This window comes from Bacillus sp. 123MFChir2, from assembly GCF_000383235.1.
GTDB lineage: Bacteria > Bacillota > Bacilli > Bacillales > Bacillaceae_G > Bacillus_A.
The window spans coordinates 99,410-120,748 of record NZ_KB910925.1; the positions used below are offsets into that span (position 1 = coordinate 99,410).

Sequence of the window (21,339 nt, forward strand, 5' to 3'; positions counted from 1 at the left end):
ATCTTATAGTGGACCAGAAATACCTTGTTTGCGAATCATGATGAAGTGAACTGCCATCAATCCGAGAAGTGCAGCTGGCAAGAAGAATACGTGAATAGCAAAGAAGCGAGTTAATGTTTGGGCACCGACAATTTCGGAGTGGCCGGCAAGCAACGTTTTTACATAAGGGCCAATAAGTGGTGTTTGTTCTGCAATTTGAATCCCTACTTTTGTTGCAAATAATGCCTTCATATCCCATGGTAATAAATATCCTGTAAAACCTAATCCTAACATAACAAAGAAAATAAGAACGCCGACAATCCAGTTTAATTCACGAGGCTTTTTATAAGCACCTTGAAAGAAAACTCGAAGTGTATGTAAAAACATCATCACGATAACGAGACTTGCTCCCCAGTGATGCATACCGCGAACAATTTGTCCATATGCCACTTCATTTTGTAAGTAATAGACAGATTCCCACGCATTTTTTATATCTGGTACATAATACATTGTTAAAAACATTCCTGATAAAATTTGAATAACAGTTACAAAAAATGTAAGCCCTCCAAAACAGTAAACAAAGGCAGAAAAGTGATGAGCTGGGTTCACATGTTCCGGCACTTCATGGTCTGCAATATCGCGCCACAGAGGCGTAATATCAAGCCGTTCATCTACCCAATCATAAATTTTATTTAACATCTACTTCGTCCCCCCTTGTGGCTTCGCTTTACCTAAATAAAGCGTTCCATCTTTCACCTTTGCTTGATACACATCAAGCGGCGCAAGCGGTGGTGTTCCCTTTATGTTCTTCCCATCTTTCGTATAACGCCCCCCATGACATGGGCAATAAAATTGATTTGGATGTGCCTTGTCCGAGTTCCAGTTCACTGTACATCCTAAATGCTTACAAATTGGAGAGAATGCCACAATGTCTCCGCTTTCATCCTTGTGTACCCACGCTGACTTTGGTTCTTCAGATTTATACCAACCGTCAACTTGTTTCACTTTAAAATCGAAGCGTTTCGGTTCAGTCGTAATATCTTTCACTTGCGCGACCGCAACCATCTCCCCCCCTGCTTCTTTCCTTAGAACTGGGTCAAGCGCAAAACGCGTCATTGGCATTAAAATCCCTGCCGCCATAAATCCTCCTACACCTGTAAGAGTGTAGTTTAAAAACTGTCTTCTTGACACCCTATGTTCTCTCTCACTCACGAAAATTTCCCCCCTCTATCAGAAATTGTCCCCCGTGAAAAATTGAAATAAAAGATAAAGACTAGGACACTATCATGATATAATACCCTACTACATTGGTCAATATCATACTAATCCCAATTATTAAAACCTTCTATTAATTATTTATTTTCCCATTTTTCAGTCAATATTTCCATAATATTTTTTATTTGTGCATAAATTATTTCTCTTTTCGCTTGATCACTAAGCTGGTCTAACGGGAGTGCTGGTAAACAAAATAATTGTTCTGGTAACTCGTATTCAATTTCCTTCCAAGAAAAATCACTCGTAAGTAGCGCAATATGCCGCAAGCCGTGCTCTTTTAAATAGTTTGTCCAATCACATAGACGTTGGCGCTCGCTTACATGGGCACCTTCTACATACGTAAATGATGGTAATAAGAATACCCTACCTTTATACTCCCTCTCTAGTTCTCTAGTTAAAGTAGAAATAAATTCTCCTTCTCCAGCAGCTGTCTTCATCCCTTTTTCAAACGAAACTGAAAGAAGTGGTATAATTCCTGTATCAATGTATTCTCTTGTTTTTTCATACTGTTCTACATCTGCTACAGCCCATTTCACAATTAATATCCCCCTTTTTCTCTTACTTCTCTTCTAACAAACAATATGACTCCCTCATGCTACTTGTCTATAGAAACTTAATTGCTCTAAATGATTATCAAAAAAGTCTACTTTATTTCTATTAAATCATACAGATAAAGGTAAAAAAAGAAAAACCACCTTTAAAAGATGGCTTTCCTTTAAAATAATCTAAAAATTAATAATATTCCTTCTCGTAAAGAAATTTATAATCGTTTTAACTCGTCTGTTAACTTGCGGAATGCTTCTTCATCTTGAGTATCAAGTGCTTCATCAATTAATTTTAAAAGTCGTTCTTTCCGAAATGAATATACACTTTCCTCTAAAAATCGCTCTGCCAATAGACGATCTTTTTCATTTACCTCGATATTCTTCGGTAAGTACGGATTCTCTTCTAACACAGCGACATAGTTTGCATTTTGAAAAGATGACTTAAAGTTAAGCTGAATATAAATATCTTCATCTCTGTTTAAACGAATATCATGAAAGGATTTTTCTGCGTCAGTCGTCATCACATTTTGTTTATAAAAATGAAACGGTAAATCTTTCACACAATTTGCGGACATTACCAGACCACGTGGACAATATTTCGCATGCTCTACAAAATGCACCTTATCCATTAATTGATCATGACTCATTAAATAATTTAAAATCCAAACACATTCTCGCTGTTTCAGTTGATAATTATTCAAAAACCATTTTACGAAATCTTTCTTTTCGTTCACAGAAACAGGGGTATTCATCGCGCTTAATCCCTCCTCTGCCCTTCTCTTTTCTTTTTACATTCAAGAAGCAGCATTCAGTTTCCTTCCAACTTAAGAAAAATCTTCTAAATTATATAATAATTCTTCAATATGAATTTGCGTTGGATCTAGTTGTAATAAACGTGTAAATACTTCTTTCGCCTCTTTTCGCAACCCTTCTTCTAACAGGAAGTAGCCGTATTCCTCTAAGAAGTCTGGATGATTCTTAAAAGAAGTATATGCACTTTGGTAATGTTTTAATGCATCTGAATACAATTCTAATTGTTTTTTCGCATAAGCAATATCCCAAAGTAATTGCGTATCTGTCTCTCCATTATCAATGGCTTTTTCTACAACAGCAATCATCTCTTCATATCTTTCTTCTTCTTTTAAGATGTATGAATATTTCAATATGGCCCCTAAATGTGCAGGATCTATCTCTAATGCTTTCTTTAGCGCAACTTCTGCTTCATCTTTTCTACCTAGTTTCGCTGCGATGTTAGCAAACTCTACATAAAATGGTACCGATAATTCGTCAATTTTCATTCCATCTTGGAGCGTTTCATAACTTTCTTGAAACATTCCTTCTTTTTCATAGCATTTTGCTAAATACATGTATAAAGATGCATATTCTGGATCCAGCTCTTTTAATTCTTCCCACGCACTAATTGCTCTTTGATACTGTTCTCCTTGATAGAGCGTAAACGCAAATCCAAATAAAGAATGTATATCCTTCTGCTCTTCTAAACCTTCCTCATAATAAGAAATCGCTTCTGCCCATTGTCCAAGTGCACTTAAATTTTCAGCTAAGCGAAGCGCAACAACAACACCACCCATTAATTTATGCTCTGGAAGTAATGATTCATAATATGGAATTGCTTTACTATCTTCACCTTTACTGCTATATAATTCTCCAAGTCCAAAAGTAACTACTGGCTCATCCGGCATGATCGCTTTCGCTTTTAGTAATTTTTGTTCTGCCACTTCGTCAAAACCTTGCATTTGATATAAATCAGATGCAAGTAATAGAGATTGCACATATAATTCATCATTCTCTGGAATATCGTGAAGTACTTCAATGGCTTCATCTTCTTTATCTAAATCAATATATAACTCTGCTAAAAATAGCGTGAACTCACTTTCTTCCGGATATAACAAATGTAAATCTTCTGCTATTTCTAACGCCTGATCTACAAACCCTAACGTATAGTAATAACGAGCAATATCGTACTTTTCCTCATCCGTACTTTTCTTTACTTGTTCTGCTAATAATTGTAACCCTTTCTCTATTTCTCCGTTTTCAATATATGTAACAGCTTGTTCAAACTTTTGCATAGCTCGCTCCTTTATATAAATACTTATGTAAATTCCATAATAAACAACTGCTTCTGCGTAATCAACTGTCATGATGAAGAAAAGAACCTTCTCAAAAAGGAAAAGATTCTTTTAGCTTTGTAGTATGTGTAACTGTTGAAAGAAATTTGGATATGATACAGCTACCGCTTCACTATTTTCAATAATAACTTCTCCATCTGCTATGCACGATGCAATTCCTAACATCATACCAATACGATGGTCCCCATAACTATTTACCACATTTCCGTGTAATTGCATTTTGCCACGGACAATCATACCATCTTCTGTCGCTTCAATATCTGCTCCTAATTTTTTCAATTCATTCACAACTGTATCAATGCGATTCGTTTCTTTTACTTTTAATTCTTCTGCATCCTTAATTACAGTTATCCCTTCAGCTTGCGTTGCTAACAATGCTATAATTGGAATTTCATCAATGAGTCTTGGGATGAGCGTTCCACCAATCTCTATCCCTCTTAGCTGTGAAGTTTCAACTGTAATATCACCGCATGGTTCAAACTCCTCATTTCGGATATTATCTATTGATAAATTTGCCCCCATTTGGGATAGTACATCAAGAATCCCTGTTCTTGTGGGATTTAACCCTACATTTTTCAGTACAATTTTACTATTTAATACAATTGTACCTGCCGCTAAGAAAAAGGCAGCTGAAGAAATATCTCCTGGCACCTCAATATTCGTGCTAGAGAGCTTTTGTCCACCTTGTAATGATACAGTTAATTTGTCAACAGTAACATCGCAACCAAACGCACGTAACATACGCTCTGTATGATCACGAGATTGTAGTGGTTCTGTCACAGTCGTCACGCCTTCCCCTTGTAATCCCGCAAGAAGAACAGCTGATTTCACCTGCGCGCTTGCTACAGGAGAAGAATAGTGTATACCCTTTATCCCCCCGCCTCGAATCGACAGCGGTGTAAACTGTCCATCTTCTCTTCCATCAATTTTAACACCCATTTGCCGAAGGGGGACTGTAACACGTTTCATCGGACGTTTTCCAATTGAAGCATCTCCAATAACTGTACAATGAAACGGTACATTTGCGAGTATACCAAGCATTAACCGAATCGTCGTTCCTGAATTTCCAACATCTAATACTTCCTGTGGTTCTACTAATCCTTTTAATCCTTTTCCATATACAGTGACATCGGTACCATTTTGCTCAATCGTAATGCCTAACTTTTGAAAACAAGCAATCGTACTTAAGCAATCTTCACCTTGAAGAAAATTTGTAATCTTCGTAACTCCTTCTGCAATCGCTCCAAACATGACAGCACGATGCGAAATGGACTTATCTCCAGGAATAAAAATCGTTCCGTTTAATCCATTCTTAAGCTTTGTTAATCGTTTCACTTCGAACACCTCGTTACTATTCACCTATGTATCCTCTCTTTATTGTACTTCTTTCTTTCTTCTTTTCGCAAATAAGATGAAAGAAACGGCTCCTATTCATAGAGCCGTTTCTTTTTTTATGAATATGTCTCTTCTTTTCTCACATTTTTTTCTATGAGTTCAGTAAGCACTGCAATAATTTCGGCATTCTCTTCTTTCGTTCCAACTGTAATACGAATACCATTTGGTAGACCAAGCGGGCCACCAGAACGAACGATGTATCCTTTTTGCAATAATCTTTCAAATACCTCATCACCTGGAAGACCAAGATCTAAAAAGATAAAATTCGTCTGTGATGGATAATAAAATACTTGATGCTTCTCACAAAAATCGTAATATTGCTGCAATCCCTCATTATTCACTTTCACACACTCTTGTAAAAACGCTTCATCTTCAATTGCAGCTTGCGCAACTATTTGTGCAATTGATGACGTATTAAATGGTAATCTAGCAATTTCTAATGAACGTATTAACTGTTCATTTCCTACTGCATAACCAATGCGGAATGACGCTAATCCGTATGCTTTTGAAAATGTGCGCAATACCATCAAATTTTCATATTTATCTAGAAATGGTAATGTTTGCGGATAATCTTTTGCTCCAGCATACTCATAGTATGCTTCATCCATAATAACAAGTGTTGTTTTTGGAACTGCCTCTAAGAATGAAAGTAATTGTTTTTCTGCTACATACGTTCCGGTTGGATTATTGGGGTTACAAATCCATACAATTCGTGTGTGCTCATCAACTTGTGCAAGCATTGCCTCTAAATCGTGCGTACCTTCTTTTAAAGGGACTTCACGTACTTTCGCTTTTTCAATTACGGCATGATGACGATACTGTGAAAAGGTCGGCTTTGCCATGATAACATTTGTTCCTTCTTGTAAAAGAGCACGGCTAATCATTTGAATGACTTCATCCAAACCACTACCAAATATAATTTGTTCTCCTTTCACACGAAGATTAACTGCCAATGTTTCACGAAGAGCATACGCCCCGCCGTCCGGATAGAGCGCATATTGCCCAGCTAACGATGCCAACGCTTCATCTACACGTTGTGAACATCCAAATGGATTTTCATTTGACGCTAGTTTCACAATTTTAGATAGTCCATATTGTCTCTTTACTTCTTCAATATTTCTTCCTGGCACATACGCTTTAAGCGACAATAATTGCTCTTTTACTTTCATTCAAATTCCCCCTGTCATTTTTATAAATCGGGCCTTAGTCGTACCGCTTTCTCTAAATAGACATGTTGAATTTCATGCTGGTGTTTATTTGTCATAACCGTCATCATAACACGAATACATTTCTCAAGAGCATCTGGTACTTCTATTTCTTGCATGCACATAACCGGTACATATGCCCAGCCTTCCATACGTCTTAATGCCGCCGCTGGGAAACATGCATTTATATCTGCTGTTGTTGAAATCAGTACAGATACAATCTCAACAGGAGAAACTCTATTATCGCTTGCCATTTTTTTCACTAAACGCTCTGTCGCAATCAATATTTGTTCTGTTTCATTACAATTGACTGTAGTTGCGCCGCGAATCGCGCGAATCAAATAGACTCCCCCTCTCTTTGAAATGACTCTAAAGCTGTGCGGACGGTTTCATCTGAAATAGATACGACATCCACTACCCCAATCTCCTGCATAACAACCATACGAATTGTTCCGCCGTTCGCTTTTTTATCTTGTTTCATTACTTGAATAAGACGGTTCACATCAAGTCTATTCGGCATAATTGGATAGCCATATGCCGTAAACCAACGTTTGATTTCCTTATACTGAAGATCTTTTTCATATATTTGTTCACTTAAAAAAATAGCAAATAACATACCAATTGCAACGCCATCACCATGTGTTATGTTTCCATATCCCATCTCTTTTTCAAGTGCATGTCCAAGTGTATGCCCAAAATTTAAGTGAGCACGAATACCTTTTTCAGTTTCATCCTCTGCAACAATTTTTGCCTTTACTGGAATCGCTCGTTGCAGTGTATAAATTAATTTATCATCTCTTAAATCAGTCAGCTGCTTCACTTCTTTACGAAGCCAATGATATAATTCTACATCTCCAATAAGTGAATGTTTAATGACCTCCGCAAAACCAGAGCGCCATTCTTCTTCTGACAGCGAATTTAGAAACGGAGTATGATAAATCACGGCTTCTGGTTGATGAAATGCGCCAATCATATTTTTCCCAAGCGGATGATTAATTGCCACTTTCCCTCCAACAGCACTATCATGCGCAAGTAAAGTAGTTGGTATTTGGACAAATCGAATCCCTCTCATAAACGTCGCTGCAACAAATCCCGCTAAATCTCCAATCATTCCACCGCCAAGTGCAAGAATGAGCGAATAACGATCCAAACCATTTTCAAGCGCAAACGTTTGAGCAGCATAATAATTTTCAAACGATTTTTCTTTCTCACCACTTGGAACTACGAACGAAAATACGTCTTGTTTTACATGCAAAGTATTAATTACTTCGTTTAAATGAAATGATGCTACCGTTTCATCAGAAATGAGTAAAATATTTGAAATAGCTGGCTTCATATTTTCTATAAGCGTTGCTAGTTGTGATAGTGCCTCATTTCCGACATACACATCGTATTGTTTAGAACTTGTTTGAATCTGTATTGTCTCCATTAAAACTCCCTCGCATAGTCGTTATGTTTCTTAATATTTTCACGAATTAAATCGATGCGATCCGTTCCAAATTGTTCAATAACAGCTGCAGCAAGCTCCCAAGCTACAACAGCTTCTGCTACAACACTTGCTGCTGGCACGGCACAACTATCAGAGCGCTCAATACCTGCTTGAAACACTTCTTTCGTATCAATATCTATACTTTGCAGCGGTTTATATAGAGTTGGAATTGGTTTCATAACCCCGCGAACAATAACTGGCATTCCAGTCGTCATACCGCCTTCTAACCCACCGGCGTTATTTGTACGTCTTGTATACCCATGGTCCTTGTCCCATAAAATCTCGTCATGGACAAGGCTTCCAGGTTTATGTGCCGCTTCAAAACCAATTCCAATCTCCACTCCTTTGAATGCATTAATACTCATGATCGCCGCTGCAAGTTTCGCATCCAATTTACGATCGTAATGCACATAACTTCCAACACCAATCGGCATCCCTTCGACAACAACTTCAACGATTCCTCCAATAGAATCTCCGTTTGTTTTCGCATTATCGATTGCCTGTATCATTTTCTTTCCTGCTTCTTCATCTAAACATCGAACAGAAGATGCCTCTGTAATTGTTTGTAGCTCTTCAATAGAGGAATACGACTGTTTTTCTGCTTTTACTCCACCAATTTCAATAACATGTCCCGCTATTTTTATCCCCAATTCTTCTAAAATACGCTTTGCAACAGCTCCAGCAGCAACTCGAACCGTCGTTTCCCTAGCAGAAGAACGTTCTAATACATTTCTCATATCACGATGGCCATATTTAATTGCCCCGTTTAGATCTGCATGTCCTGGACGAGGGCGTGTAATTTGCCGTTTTACTTCTTTTGGTTCTTCATCTGTTAACGGCTCTGCCCCCATAATTTTTGTCCAATGTGTAAAATCACGATTTTCGACAACAAGCGTAATGGGTGCACCAATTGTATATCCATGACGAACACCGCTTAAAATTTGAACTTGATCTTTTTCAATTTGCATGCGGCGTCCACGACCGTAGCCTTTTTGTCTTCTTTCTAACTCCGTATTAATATCATCTGCTACTAAAGATAAACCTGCCGGAATCCCCTCTAATATTGTCGTTAGTTGTGGTCCGTGAGATTCACCAGCTGTTATATATCTCATCGGTTACTCTCCTTTACTTCAGTATTTATGTAACACTATATCATAACCTTTATTGTTTCGTAACTATATAAGTACGAATTGAAGAAACGACCTAAAAACCCTCTTTCTTCTTAGGGAAGACAAGAGCATCTGGCCTTGCATAGAAGCGGTCAGGACCTTTTCCTGCCACATGCGAGGTTTAAAACAAAGACAGAAAGCACGTAGCGGTCATTGGATTCTGCATAGCAGTGGCTTATAAAGAAAAGCGGAAGCGGCTTGCTCAGAACAAGAGGGGGATGGAGCTTCTGACATAGAGGCGCTTTTTGCCTCGGCGGAAGACGCGAAGCCACCGATTGTTCTAGCCGCTGGAGCTGGATTATAAAGAAAAGCAGAGCTAGACAAAGATGTTGAAACATCAAAATGAAACAAAAAAGCGCAAGAAGGAATATAACCATCCTTTCTTGCGCCTTTTCCATTATATCTACTATTTTAAAGCGGTTACAAATTATTTAAAAATAATTAGTAAATCCACTCATTCATTACTCTAGAATACTCAACTAGCTCTTCTTTTCTAAAGAAAATACCAATTTCACGTTCTGCACTTTCAAGAGAATCTGAACCGTGAATAATATTTTTCCCAACAGTTAGTCCAAAGTCCCCGCGAATTGTACCAGGTGCAGCTTCACTTGGTTTTGTTTTTCCCATCATATTACGAGCTGTTTCAACAACGCCTTCACCTTGCCATACCATTGCAAAAACAGGTCCAGATGTAATAAAATCTACTAATTCGCCGAAGAATGGCTTTTCTTTATGCTCACCGTAGTGCTCTCCAGCAATCTCTGGTGTGATTTGCATTAGCTTAGCTCCGACTAATTGAAAGCCCTTTCTTTCGAATCTAGCAACAATCTCCCCAATGATTGCACGTTGTACACCATCTGGTTTTACCATTAAAAACGTTTTTTCCATAATAAATCTCTCCACTTCTCATTATGTATATGATTGTATATCCCCAAACACATAGTATCACCCTTATCAGAATTGTGCAATAGTTTTGAAATGGAGAGATTATTATTTTTCTCAAAAAACATTTAAAATTTACGTTTCCCAATATATTTTGCAACATTTTGCAAAGCTAGTTTGGCCTGTCCACGAGGCAACGGCTTAATCACTTCTAGTGCTTTATGTAAATATCTCTCGCTAAATGCAAAAGCTTGATCAATTGCATCACTATTTTTGACCGCTTCAATAAGTCTCTTCATTTCATCTGAAGACATATTTTCGTTAACTTGAACAATTCTCTCACGAAGTGCTTGATCTTCCATTGCGTATAAAACAGGAAGTGTAATATTACCTTGTAATAAATCTCCCCCTGCTGGTTTTCCAAGCTTTTCTTCTGTTGATACAAAATCTAAAATATCATCAATAATTTGATATGACATACCTACAAAGTATCCATACCAAAATAACCGATTTACAGTATCCCTACAAGACCCAGACGCAAGAGCACCTAATTGACAGCTAGCTGCAATTAACAATGCTGTTTTCCGCTTTATACGACGTAAATATGTTCGTAAATTTTGCCCAAAATCATACTTATCTTTAATTTGCTCAATTTCACCTTTACACACTTCAAGAATTGTATTTGATAATGCTTTATGTACTTCTGGATTTTCTAAATTTGTAATGCATTCCAGAGACTTTGCAAATAGATAATCACCTGTATACATTGCAATGCGATCACCCCAATTGGCATTTACAGTCGCGCTTCCTCTTCTTAAAAGAGCGGCATCAATTACATCATCATGCACAAGAGAAGCCATATGGATAAGCTCTAATGCAACCGCAACATGCTTAATCACATCCAGCTTATAATCGCCAAATTTCCCTGCAAGCAGAACGAAAACAGGTCGGATTCGTTTTCCACCGGCCTCAATTAGTTGCAACGCTGCTTCTTCCAGCAATTGTTGCTCAGAAGCAACAACTATTTTTAGTTCTTTCTCAATTTTATTAATATCCGATCGTAAAAAAGAATACATAAGTTGTAACTTCATATCGTTCACCTTAACCTAAAACTTCTTTTCTATTTTATCCCGCTCTAATCAATAATAAAACTTCCATCTTAAAATTATCAGAAAATAAAAAAGGGGGGTGGGAGAAAATTCCAATACGCTCCCGATTGCTAAAGGCTTTCCATCATCAAAAAATACATTTTCTTATTTACTTCGGTTTATATCCTAAATGCATTGCTGCTACTCCAAAAGTAAACGGCTTTACTTGTACTTTTTCTAATCCAGCTTCCTCAAACATACGAGCCAATTCTTTCATCCCTGGAAATGTACTTGCAGATTCTTGTAGCCATGAATATTCTTTGTAACTTTTCGCAAATAACTTTCCAAATAACGGCATGATAAATTTAAAATATAATAAGTAGCCTTGGCGAATTCCAATCATTGTCGGTTGAGATGTTTCTAAACAAATAACCTTTCCACCTGGTTTTACAACACGCGTCATTTCCTTTAAAACCTGCATATAATCTGGTACGTTCCGGAGCCCAAATCCAATTGTGACATAATCAAACATATTATCCTCAAATGGCAATTCCATCGCATTACCATGAAGTAATTCTACTTGATTTAATTGTAAGGCAGCCACTTTCTCTTTTCCAACAGAAAGCATATTTTTACTAAAATCTAATCCATATACCTTCCCGCTAGAACCGACTGCATCAGCAAGCCCAATCGTCCAGTCAGCCGTTCCACAACATACATCAAGCGCTATGCTGCCCGGTTGAACATCCATAATTCGCATTGTTTCTTTGCGCCATGCTTTATGTCTTTGAAAACTAATAACCGAATTCATTACATCGTATTTATTATATATCTTCTCAAATACGTCATGTACTCTTTCTTCTTTTGATTGTTGCATGCTTTACCCTTCTTCCAACTGTAAATTCAAATTGTTCAAGTGGCCTCTTTCAATGTGGAAAGAAATGTTTCAATTCCTGTATTATTTTGCACCAAAGTATTGACCTGACTTCGTATTTTTCTTATCAATTCGTTATATACGGTTTCTACTTTTATTTCACCATCATGAGACAAAATTTTTTGAAATGCAGCAAATACAGGTGACGATTCTTTCTTTATGTATATTTGATACTCAGTTTGCAAACGATCTATTGTTAACATGTTAGTTATTGCAGACTTTACATGCGGCACTTGAAAATGGTCACATGTTTTCTGTAAAAGAGCCGATTCAATCATTCCGACACTTTTTAACATTTCTTCAAGCGTTTCATATGTTTGCTGATATAGCATAATTTTTTGCTCATTGATTTCTTTAATCCCGTCTGCTAAGGCACGAATCAATGTGATATCATGATTCATTGAAAGTAAATAATAATATAACCCGCTGTAATAATCACCTGCTAATACCGTTAATTGGCGCCGCTTATGAAATTCATCGGTCTCTTCTTTATTTGATACTTTCTCATGCGTGTCCAAAGCGATTTGTACAAGCATAATTGTAACTGCATAATGTTCAATTTGTTCTTTATGTAAGTTTGCACTTTTTAAAATGGAATATAAGAACGCTATTTTTTTTTCATCAACAACTGGTTCTTCAATATATTTTATAAAATAAGGATGGCGTAGTTTTTTATATAGCTGCTCCTTTATATCCGCAAACCCTCCGTAAATTTCACCCACAAAAATCACCCTTGTTTTCTAATTCATAAAACCTATTATAACACATTCATTCATTTTTCTATAAATAAAACTTGACGCAACAAACCAAAGTAAAAAAAGCGATCTTTATTTCATCTCATCTTAAACATTAAATCGTTATAAAATAAGATGAAACTTCCATCTACCTTCTTTGATTCTTCCTCAATCCTCAGAGGGGGGTCTTACTGTCCATGAATAGCGGGATAAAAAAAGAAAAGCAGTTTCCTGCTTTCCTATTAATTCGTCTTAATAAAAGATAAAATTTCCGCACGTGCTGCTACGTCTGCTTCTAACGTACCTCGCACTGCAGTTGTTACAGTTTTTGCACCAGGCTTTTTCACACCGCGCATTGTCATACACATGTGCTCTGCTTCTATAACAACCATCACACCATGCGGCTCTAATACTTCCATAATAGAATCTGCTACTGTTGATGTAATGCGTTCTTGTAATTGCGGCCTGCGTGCAACTGTATCTACTGTACGTGCCAATTTACTTAGTCCAGTTACTTTTCCACCACGTGGAATATATGCAACGTGAGCAACGCCATAAAACGGAACGAGATGATGCTCACACATAGAAAAGAACGGAATATCCTTTACCAATACAAGTTCTTCATGGTCTTCACCAAACACTTTATGTAAATGTTCTTTCGGATCTTCATGCATACCAGAAAATACTTCTGCATACATCTTCGCAACACGTTTTGGTGTATCTAATACGCCTTCACGATTTGGATCGTCCCCAATTGCTTCTAAAATAAGGCGTACTGCATGTTCTATTTGCTCTAAGTTTACATTTGCCATCCGCTAGCCCTCCCGAATAAAACCTAAAAATACTACGAACACATTCTAGCATATATATGTTTTTAAATGCAAAAAGAAGAGTTTCCAATAAGGAAACTCTTCTTCCCCGTAAATATGTAAGGATTATTTAACCGCATCTTTTAGCGCTTTACCAGGTTTGAATGCAGGTACTTTGCTTGCCGCGATTTCAATTTCCTCACCAGTTTGTGGGTTGCGTCCTTTACGAGCCGCACGCTCACGAACTTCGAAGTTACCAAATCCGATAAGTTGTACTTTATCACCTTGCTTTAAAGCTTCTAAGATGGAATCAAAAACAGCGTCAACTGCTTTTGTTGCGTCCTTTTTAGAAAGGGAACTTGCTTCTGCAACAGCATTGATTAAATCTGTCTTGTTCATGCCATTCACCTCCTCCCAAAGATACGACTGTATAATGATCATAAAATGAGTCTTACCTTCATTTGTAGGCAATTTTTACAAATTCTATACTACAAAGATGTAGATAAATCATTATCTAGGCCTATATTATACGATTCTCCTTTATAATTCAATATTTTTAAAGAAAATGTTGCCACGAAAGTGCAAAAAACTAATGAAGCTTGACAATAGACTATAAAATATTAGATAATGACATTTTATTTTTCTATAAAAAATTAAAAAAGACCCCAAAATAAGGAGTCTTTCGATTATAAAATAATTGCTATTAAGCCACCTGATCCTTCATTTATAATTCGTTCTAACGTTTCTTTTAACTTATAGCGAGCATTTTCTGGCATTAATGATAATTTCGCCTGAATTCCTTCTCGAACGATAGAGCTAAGTGAACGCCCAAAAATATCAGAATTCCAAATAGAAAGCGGATCATCTTCAAAATCTTGCATTAAATAGCGAACAAGCTCTTCACTTTGCTTTTCAGTTCCAATAATCGGTTCAAATGTTGATTCCACATCGACTTTAATCATATGAATTGACGGGGCAACAGCTTTCAATTTCACACCAAATCGTGATCCATGTCGAATAATTTCCGGTTCATCTAAGCTCATATCTGCTAGGGCTGGTGCTGCAACACCGTATCCTGTTTGTTTTACCATTTTCAGCGCATCCGCAACTTGATCATATTCGATTTTCGCATGAGCGAAGTCGAGCATTAGTTTTAACAAATGATCTCGACCTCGAATTTCAACCCCTACCACTTCTTTTAAAATTTGATCGTACAATTCATCTGGTGCATATAAATCAATCTCTGCAACACCTTGCCCCATATCAATCCCTGCCAAACTTGCACGATCAATAAATTCATATTGACTAAATTGCCATACAACGCGATCGACATCACGAAGGCGCTTAATATCTTTCACCGTTTCTTGAACAGCCTCTTGATAACTTTGACGAAGCCAATGGTTGTCATGTAACACCATTACCCAGCTTGGAAGGTTTACATTTACCTCAAGAACTGGAAATTCATATAACGCTTCACGTAATACATTATATACATCGCCTTCTCTTAGTCCTTCTACACTCATTGCCAACACTGGGATATCATATTCTTCTACTAAACTTTGACGAAGTTGTTCTGTGTCAGGATGATACGGCTGTACTGTATTAATGATCATAATAAACGGTTTTCCTACTTCTTTTAATTCATTTACAACCCGTCCTTCCGCTTCAATATAATCGCGGCGCGGAATTTCTCCGATTGTTCCATCAGTTGTGATAACTACCCCAATTGTAGAATGCTCTTGAATTACTTTGCGCGTTCCAATTTCCGCCGCTTCATGAAACGGGATTGGTTCTTCATACCACGGTGTATTTATCATGCGTGGCCCATTTTCATCTTCATACCCTTTCGCTCCTGGGACAGTATAGCCCACACAATCTACTAAGCGAATATTTACATCAAGCCCTTCATCAACATGGATAGAAACCGCTTGGTTTGGAACAAACTTTGGTTCTGTCGTCATAATTGTACGCCCTGCTGCGCTTTGCGGCAGTTCATCCTGTGCGCGTTGGCGATCTGAATCATTTTCAATATTTGGAATGACAACTAGCTCCATAAATTTCTTAATAAAAGTAGATTTCCCTGTTCGGACAGCCCCTACAACCCCGAGATAAATATCACCGCCTGTGCGCTCAGCAATATCTTTAAAAATATCAATCTTTTCCAAGTGATTCCCTCCCTCAAAATTTTTGGGAATAAATCATGATTATTCTTGTAGTTTGGACAATACAGTATATGATTTTGTCCCAATTTCATATGACTATTTAAAAAAACCTTTTATTAGCGATGCAAATATTTCAAGAAGTAAAAAAACCTTCTTCTAGAACTTATTCGCTAAAAGAAAGGTTCATGACTTATCACTTAAAAAAAATTGGTTCTTTATCCTTCACTGTATATGGCAAAGAATACGCCGGTACAAATGGAGTATGCTTTACAAGTAACTGACGAATATCGTCTCCTTCTTTTACTTCATTACCATATTTTTGTAACATGTCGTATAAGTCAATGCGATAATCAATATATACCTCACCTTTCTCGTCAACAACAAAAGGTAAGTTTTTACCAGAATAAGGGCTTTCCACTTGAAGAATTTCTTTATAGCCCATTTTATTATAATCAAGCTCATACACACCATCTGTAATTACTTTTTTAAATGGTGGGTATCGATGTTCATCACGATAGATTTGTAATTTCAACTTTAAATCTTGAACCCGCTCCGCTGTTCGTACATCAATTAATTTTACAGTTGGATTTGTTTCTACATCAACTAATACATACTGATAAATGCCGCCGCTTTCAAAAGCATTTCCAGGAGGTTCTTGCATCAGTCTAGGGGTAATCTTTTGAAAATCAATTGGATATTTTTGATAGATTGGTGTAATCATATCACGTGTTTTAATAGGCAATATATGATCATTTTGTTCTCTATATGTATTAACTGCTGTTTGTACCGCTTGTAACTGGTCTTCATATGGTACGACGTGTTGTTGCACCTTTTCTTTCGGATATAGACAACCAGATAGAATAATAGTGCAACATATTGCGAAAATCAGTAGTATTTTCTTCATTAGAAATCCGTCCTTTAGTTTCTATTGTTCGATTGGTCCGCTAAATACGACAAGAAAAATAATAAATCCTGATACAACCATACATGCATACGCAAACAAAGCTGTAAACCCTTTCAAAAATGTATTCTTTATTTTATGACGACTTAGCAAAATGAAAGCAACAGAAATAAACATGAGAGCCATTGCTCCCAAAGAAAACCACATCTTTATAAGACCAGCAGACATATATCCCCCTCCTAATGTATTTTCCTATTATTTTAACAAATTATAACATTTAAACAAATGAAAATATTCTGTAGCTACTCAGTTACTTTATGAAAAACCGACAGAAAAACATTTTTTAAACGGGCGAGAGGGACTAGCCATGCATAGAAGCGGGTAGTGCCTTTTCCTGCCACGTGCAAGGTTTGAAAACAAAAGTAGACAATAAGTACATGCTCCTGCCCTGTTTGCATGACAGCAGTCTATATGCAAAAAAACGAATTTGAATCATACCCTTTTCTAAAAGGTATAGCTGAGTAGTTACAATAAATATATATACTCTCAAAATGCTCAGCGGTACGTATTCACTTATATTGAAACGAATAAAAACCGAAGCAAACGGGACTTCTTCGCTTCGGTTGACCAAACGCTCCCACAAACAGCTCATATTCATACCTTCATAGTATCGTATGCAATGCATATAACAATGGTTTCTCATACTTTATTTTTTAAACATTTTACTCAATGAACTAAAGTCAGTTGGCATATTATTATTAATAATCGCATTTATAATTTGCTCTTCTTTTTCTTTTGATACATCTCTTCCCGCCATTGTTGCAACCTGATGAATTAACTGACGTAACACTTTTTCATCACGTAAATTTGAATTTTGAACCGAAGAGGCTAATTTAAAAATATCTTCTTTATTTACTTTGGATTCCTTTTCAATATTGTTGAATAAATTATTATCCACTTTGTTCACCCTCTCATGTAATCTACACTCCATCGTATGCAGAAAATAAAGAATGGTGAAAAAACCCAAAAGAAAAAGCTGTACAAATGTCTTTTTACATTTGTACAGCTTTTTTTACAGCAAGTCTGGAATCGCTTCTACTTCGTGTTTACGCACACGTCCCATCAACATTCCAACAGCATCTTTTACATTTTTTCCATTAAATAACACATCATATAAAACAGTTGTAATCGGCATTTCGACATCCATTTTCTTAGCCATCTCATATGCTGCTTTCGTTGTCCGTACGCCTTCAACAACCATTCCCATATTGTCTAATACTTCTTGTAACGAGCAACCTTTACCAAGCATGTTACCAGCACGCCAATTTCGACTATGAACGCTCGTACATGTTACAATTAGGTCACCCATACCTGTCAGGCCAGCAAACGTTAATGGGTTCCCACCCATTTTACGTCCTAAACGAGCAATTTCTGTTAATCCTCGCGTCATAAGGGCTGCCTTCGCATTATCTCCTAAGCCAATTCCATCAGTAATACCCGCCGCAAGGGCAATGATATTTTTTAGAGCTCCGCCAAGTTCAACTCCAATAATATCTGGGTTTGTATATACACGGAAATAGCTATTCATAAATAAGTCCTGAACCTCTTCAGCTGCTTCCATACGCTTTGCAGCTGATGTAACTGTTGTAGCTTGGCGCAATCCAACTTCTTCTGCATGACTCGGCCCTGATAAAACAACCACATCGCGAATGAGATGTGCCGGAATTTCTTCTTCAATCACTTCCGAAATACGCTTTGAAGTTCCTGGTTCAATCCCTTTACTCGCGTGAATCCATGTAATTGGCTGCGAAACAAATGTTTTCATATTTTGCAATACTTCTCGATATGCCTTTGTAGGTACAACGAGAAGTACTGTATCAACCCCTACTAATGCCTCTTCTAAAGAAGAGTAAGCAACGATGCTGGCTGGCAGTGTAATCCCCGGAAGATAACGACTATTCTCATGCTTTTCATTCATTTCATCCATAAGTTCTGGTCGATTCCCCCAAAGACGTACATCATGGCCGTTGTCAGCTAATACCATTGCTAACGCCGTTCCCCAGCTACCTGCTCCTACTACTGTGATTTTTTTCATAAAATCACATCCTCTCCATTAGTCTCGTGCTCTTGCAATAACTTTAATTGGTGTTCCTACGAAACCAAACGCATCGCGCAGACGATTTTTCAAGAAGCGCTCATATGAGAAGTGCAGTAACTCTGGATCATTTACGAACACAACAAATGTCGGTGGTTTCACCGCGACTTGTGTTGCATAGAAAATTTTCAAACGTTGTCCATTATGCGTTGGTGTTGGATTCATTGCAACAGCATCCATAATTACATCGTTTAATACATTTGTTTGTACACGAATACTATGACTTGCATTTACCTCATTAATAACAGGAAGTAGTGTGTGTGTACGTTTTCTCGTTTTGGCAGATAAGAATACGATTGGTGCGTAATCTAAAAATTGGAAATGAGCACGAATATTCTCTTCGAATTCCTTCATCGTTTTCTCATCTTTTTCAACTGCGTCCCATTTATTTACAACAATAATAACAGCACGACCTGAATCATGGGCATATCCAGCAATTTTTTTATCTTGTTCAATGATTCCTTCTTCACCATCTAAAACAACTAAAACAACATCAGAGCGTTCAATTGCTCGAAGTGCTCGAAGTACACTATACTTTTCTGTACTTTCATATACTTTTCCTTTTTTGCGCATTCCTGCGGTATCAATGATAACGTAATCTTGTCCATCTTTACTGTACGGTGTATCAACTGCATCACGTGTAGTACCCGCTACATTACTAACGATTACACGTTCTTGACCAAGCAATGCATTTACCATTGATGATTTCCCAACGTTCGGGCGACCAATTAAACAGAATTTAATCGTTTCATCATCGTATGGTTCTTCTTCAATTTGCGGGAAATGTTTTGCTGCTTCGTCTAATAAGTCCCCTAAACCTAAACCGTGCGTTCCAGATATAGGAAACGGCTCTCCAAATCCTAATGCATAAAAATCGTAAATATCGCTGCGCATCTCTGGATTATCTACCTTATTCACAGCTAATACAACTGGCTTTTTAGAACGATACAAAATCTTTGCAACTTCTTCATCCGCAGCTGTCACACCGTCGCGACCATTTGTCATAAAAATGATAACATCGGCTTCATCAATCGCAACTTCTGCTTGTTGACGAATTTGTGTCAAGAATGGCTCGTCTCCAATATCAATTCCACCTGTATCAATAATGTTAAACTCATGATTTAACCATTCTCCTGCGCTATATATACGATCTCTTGTTACACCAGGAATATCTTCAACAATTGACACTCTTTCTCCAACAATTCTATTGAAAATAGTAGATTTCCCCACATTTGGGCGTCCTACTATTGCCACTACCGGTTTTGGCATATACTTTCATCCCTTCTATTTGCTTCTGTTATTATGTAAAAAACCCTTCTTTGTGCAAGAAGGGATTTGCATTCCAGAATATTTCTCTTCGTATCAAAACACCTCATATTATAACACATTTTAAGAATGTTTCACAATAATATATAAGTTCTCTTGCAAACGGTGGGCAATTCCATCTAAAATCGCTTCTAAATTACTAGCAACAAATTCCATTTCATCTACTGTCTCACATACAAATAACGGCGCCCCGCCAGCGAACTTTTCCGGAATTGTTGTAATAACAGCAAGAATACATTTTTCTAATATCACCCTTTATCTCCCCTTCCATTTGGGGCCTCAGAAGACATATGAATCGCACTTTCTAATGTTGGAACATTTCCAATGACCTGAATCGCTTTATTTACATCCTGATCTTGCGGCAAAACAAATATACCTATTCTTCCATCATTTAAATCACGTTTCGCAAGCGGTACAAGTGCAGGTGTTCCAGAATCTCGATATACACCAAGCGCAACAGATACATCATGCAAAATCGCCTGTCTTTGACCAAGGTTTGCTAATGTTACCCGAGCATCAATTGATTTTGGTTTTAAAATAAATCCCATACCATACTTCATAATTTCTTTTTGCCTTACTGGTAAACCGATATTCATAATATAAATATTATCAACATAAAGGCCTGCTCCTTCAAAATGCAACGAGGCATGCTCAACTTCAACAAGGTCACGTAGCCGTTTACCAGACATCAACTTTTTCGCGAAAAAGAAACTTATGATTCCAGCTAAAATACCGGCATACCACGATTTAAATCCTAAATAAGCGAAAGTAGCTATGAAAGAAGTTAACATTGCTAAATAATTACGACTCTCAAACACAATTGCAATTCCCTCAATATATGTATTGCCCCTAGGAACAAGTTCATACCCATCTAATTGCTGCAATGTATTACGCTCCATATTCCGCACATCACGAAACTGCGATGCAGCTAATGTCAGAAATGTAATAGCAGAGAAATCCTTTTTCAAAATAGCTGGAATTGCTACCGCCCCAAGAGCAGCCGCAATAATTCCCATTGCAATATGAATAATCTTTCCATGTAAACGAGTTGGATACTGCCTTGTATCCGTTTGAAGCATTAAAATTCGTGTGACAGTTCCAACGGTTACTCCAAGCAACATAGCTGATGTATACGAATTCATAA

24 protein-coding genes are annotated in these 21,339 nt (G+C 37.3%); all 24 read right to left on the reverse strand.

Annotation, left to right across the window (positions count from 1 at the left end):
- Window positions 1–3 precede the first annotated feature (3 nt).
- The 24 genes from qcrB to H280_RS0102910 all read right to left on the reverse strand — a co-directional run bounded on the left by qcrB (window position 4) and on the right by H280_RS0102910 (window position 21,337).
- Window positions 4–678: a menaquinol-cytochrome c reductase cytochrome b subunit gene (gene qcrB / locus H280_RS0102795; RefSeq protein WP_020059592.1), complete on the reverse strand. Its 675-nt coding sequence runs from the start codon at window positions 676–678 to the stop codon at window positions 4–6.
- Window positions 679–1,191 carry a ubiquinol-cytochrome c reductase iron-sulfur subunit gene (locus tag H280_RS0102800; protein WP_028411078.1) on the reverse strand — a complete coding sequence of 171 codons (513 nt, stop codon included), beginning with the start codon at window positions 1,189–1,191 and terminating at the stop codon, window positions 679–681.
- A 140-nt stretch (window positions 1,192–1,331) separates the two neighbouring features.
- A complete protein-coding gene (locus tag H280_RS0102805; protein ID WP_020059594.1) occupies window positions 1,332–1,790 on the reverse strand; it encodes a YpiF family protein in 459 nt (152 codons plus the stop codon).
- Between the two features lie 224 nt (window positions 1,791–2,014).
- A complete protein-coding gene (locus tag H280_RS0102810) occupies window positions 2,015–2,551 on the reverse strand; it encodes a ReoY family proteolytic degradation factor (RefSeq protein ID WP_020059595.1) in 537 nt (178 codons plus the stop codon).
- 72 nt (window positions 2,552–2,623) lie between these two features.
- Window positions 2,624–3,886, reverse strand: a complete 1,263-nt coding sequence (locus H280_RS0102815) for a tetratricopeptide repeat protein (RefSeq protein ID WP_028411079.1) — start codon at window positions 3,884–3,886, stop codon at window positions 2,624–2,626.
- 111 nt (window positions 3,887–3,997) lie between these two features.
- Entirely contained in the window at window positions 3,998–5,281 is a 1,284-nt protein-coding gene (gene aroA, locus H280_RS0102820; RefSeq protein WP_028411080.1) for a 3-phosphoshikimate 1-carboxyvinyltransferase, read from the reverse strand.
- 116 nt (window positions 5,282–5,397) lie between these two features.
- The gene (hisC, locus tag H280_RS0102825; RefSeq protein WP_020059598.1) at window positions 5,398–6,510 is read right to left on the reverse strand and encodes a histidinol-phosphate transaminase; all 1,113 of its coding nucleotides are present in this window, start codon (window positions 6,508–6,510) and stop codon (window positions 5,398–5,400) included.
- Window positions 6,511–6,530: 20 nt separating this feature from the next.
- Window positions 6,531–6,887, reverse strand: a complete 357-nt coding sequence (gene aroH, locus H280_RS0102830) for a chorismate mutase (RefSeq protein ID WP_020059599.1) — start codon at window positions 6,885–6,887, stop codon at window positions 6,531–6,533.
- The gene (gene aroB, locus H280_RS0102835) at window positions 6,884–7,975 is read right to left on the reverse strand and encodes a 3-dehydroquinate synthase (RefSeq protein WP_020059600.1); all 1,092 of its coding nucleotides are present in this window, start codon (window positions 7,973–7,975) and stop codon (window positions 6,884–6,886) included. Before aroB ends, aroH begins: the two co-directional genes overlap by 4 nt.
- Complete coding sequence (gene aroC, locus H280_RS0102840; protein ID WP_020059601.1) at window positions 7,975–9,147, reverse strand: chorismate synthase; 1,173 nt, start codon at window positions 9,145–9,147, stop codon at window positions 7,975–7,977. Before aroC ends, aroB begins: the two co-directional genes overlap by 1 nt.
- Before the next feature lie 498 nt (window positions 9,148–9,645).
- Window positions 9,646–10,092, reverse strand: a complete 447-nt coding sequence (gene ndk / locus H280_RS0102845) for a nucleoside-diphosphate kinase (RefSeq protein ID WP_020059602.1) — start codon at window positions 10,090–10,092, stop codon at window positions 9,646–9,648.
- Window positions 10,093–10,214: 122 nt separating this feature from the next.
- The gene (gene hepT / locus H280_RS0102850; protein WP_020059603.1) at window positions 10,215–11,177 is read right to left on the reverse strand and encodes a heptaprenyl diphosphate synthase component II; all 963 of its coding nucleotides are present in this window, start codon (window positions 11,175–11,177) and stop codon (window positions 10,215–10,217) included.
- Window positions 11,178–11,343: 166 nt separating this feature from the next.
- Window positions 11,344–12,051, reverse strand: a complete 708-nt coding sequence (locus H280_RS0102855) for a demethylmenaquinone methyltransferase (protein WP_020059604.1) — start codon at window positions 12,049–12,051, stop codon at window positions 11,344–11,346.
- 35 nt (window positions 12,052–12,086) lie between these two features.
- A complete protein-coding gene (locus H280_RS0102860; RefSeq protein WP_020059605.1) occupies window positions 12,087–12,830 on the reverse strand; it encodes a heptaprenyl diphosphate synthase component 1 in 744 nt (247 codons plus the stop codon).
- Between the two features lie 254 nt (window positions 12,831–13,084).
- Window positions 13,085–13,654, reverse strand: coding sequence for a GTP cyclohydrolase I FolE (gene folE, locus H280_RS0102865; protein ID WP_020059606.1), 570 nt, complete (start codon window positions 13,652–13,654; stop codon window positions 13,085–13,087).
- A gap of 123 nt (window positions 13,655–13,777) precedes the next feature.
- Window positions 13,778–14,050 (reverse strand): HU family DNA-binding protein, encoded by a 273-nt coding sequence (locus tag H280_RS0102870; protein ID WP_001043860.1) that lies wholly within the window; start codon window positions 14,048–14,050, stop codon window positions 13,778–13,780.
- Window positions 14,051–14,337: 287 nt separating this feature from the next.
- The gene (gene spoIVA / locus H280_RS0102875) at window positions 14,338–15,816 is read right to left on the reverse strand and encodes a stage IV sporulation protein A (protein ID WP_020059607.1); all 1,479 of its coding nucleotides are present in this window, start codon (window positions 15,814–15,816) and stop codon (window positions 14,338–14,340) included.
- A gap of 190 nt (window positions 15,817–16,006) precedes the next feature.
- A complete protein-coding gene (locus tag H280_RS26010) occupies window positions 16,007–16,717 on the reverse strand; it encodes a hypothetical protein (RefSeq protein ID WP_020059608.1) in 711 nt (236 codons plus the stop codon).
- 21 nt (window positions 16,718–16,738) lie between these two features.
- Window positions 16,739–16,942, reverse strand: coding sequence for a DUF2768 domain-containing protein (locus tag H280_RS0102885; RefSeq protein ID WP_020059609.1), 204 nt, complete (start codon window positions 16,940–16,942; stop codon window positions 16,739–16,741).
- A 478-nt stretch (window positions 16,943–17,420) separates the two neighbouring features.
- Window positions 17,421–17,672 carry a stage VI sporulation protein F gene (locus H280_RS0102890; protein WP_020059610.1) on the reverse strand — a complete coding sequence of 84 codons (252 nt, stop codon included), beginning with the start codon at window positions 17,670–17,672 and terminating at the stop codon, window positions 17,421–17,423.
- A gap of 114 nt (window positions 17,673–17,786) precedes the next feature.
- Window positions 17,787–18,809, reverse strand: coding sequence for an NAD(P)H-dependent glycerol-3-phosphate dehydrogenase (locus tag H280_RS0102895; protein ID WP_020059611.1), 1,023 nt, complete (start codon window positions 18,807–18,809; stop codon window positions 17,787–17,789).
- A gap of 18 nt (window positions 18,810–18,827) precedes the next feature.
- On the reverse strand, window positions 18,828–20,138 hold the full coding sequence (der, locus tag H280_RS0102900) for a ribosome biogenesis GTPase Der (protein ID WP_020059612.1): 1,311 nt from the start codon (window positions 20,136–20,138) through the stop codon (window positions 18,828–18,830).
- A gap of 120 nt (window positions 20,139–20,258) precedes the next feature.
- Window positions 20,259–20,447, reverse strand: a complete 189-nt coding sequence (locus H280_RS0102905) for a capping complex subunit for YIEGIA (protein WP_020059613.1) — start codon at window positions 20,445–20,447, stop codon at window positions 20,259–20,261.
- Window positions 20,444–21,337 (reverse strand): YIEGIA family protein, encoded by an 894-nt coding sequence (locus H280_RS0102910; protein WP_020059614.1) that lies wholly within the window; start codon window positions 21,335–21,337, stop codon window positions 20,444–20,446. The genes H280_RS0102905 and H280_RS0102910 overlap by 4 nt, the downstream gene beginning before the upstream one ends.
- Window positions 21,338–21,339 lie beyond the last annotated feature (2 nt).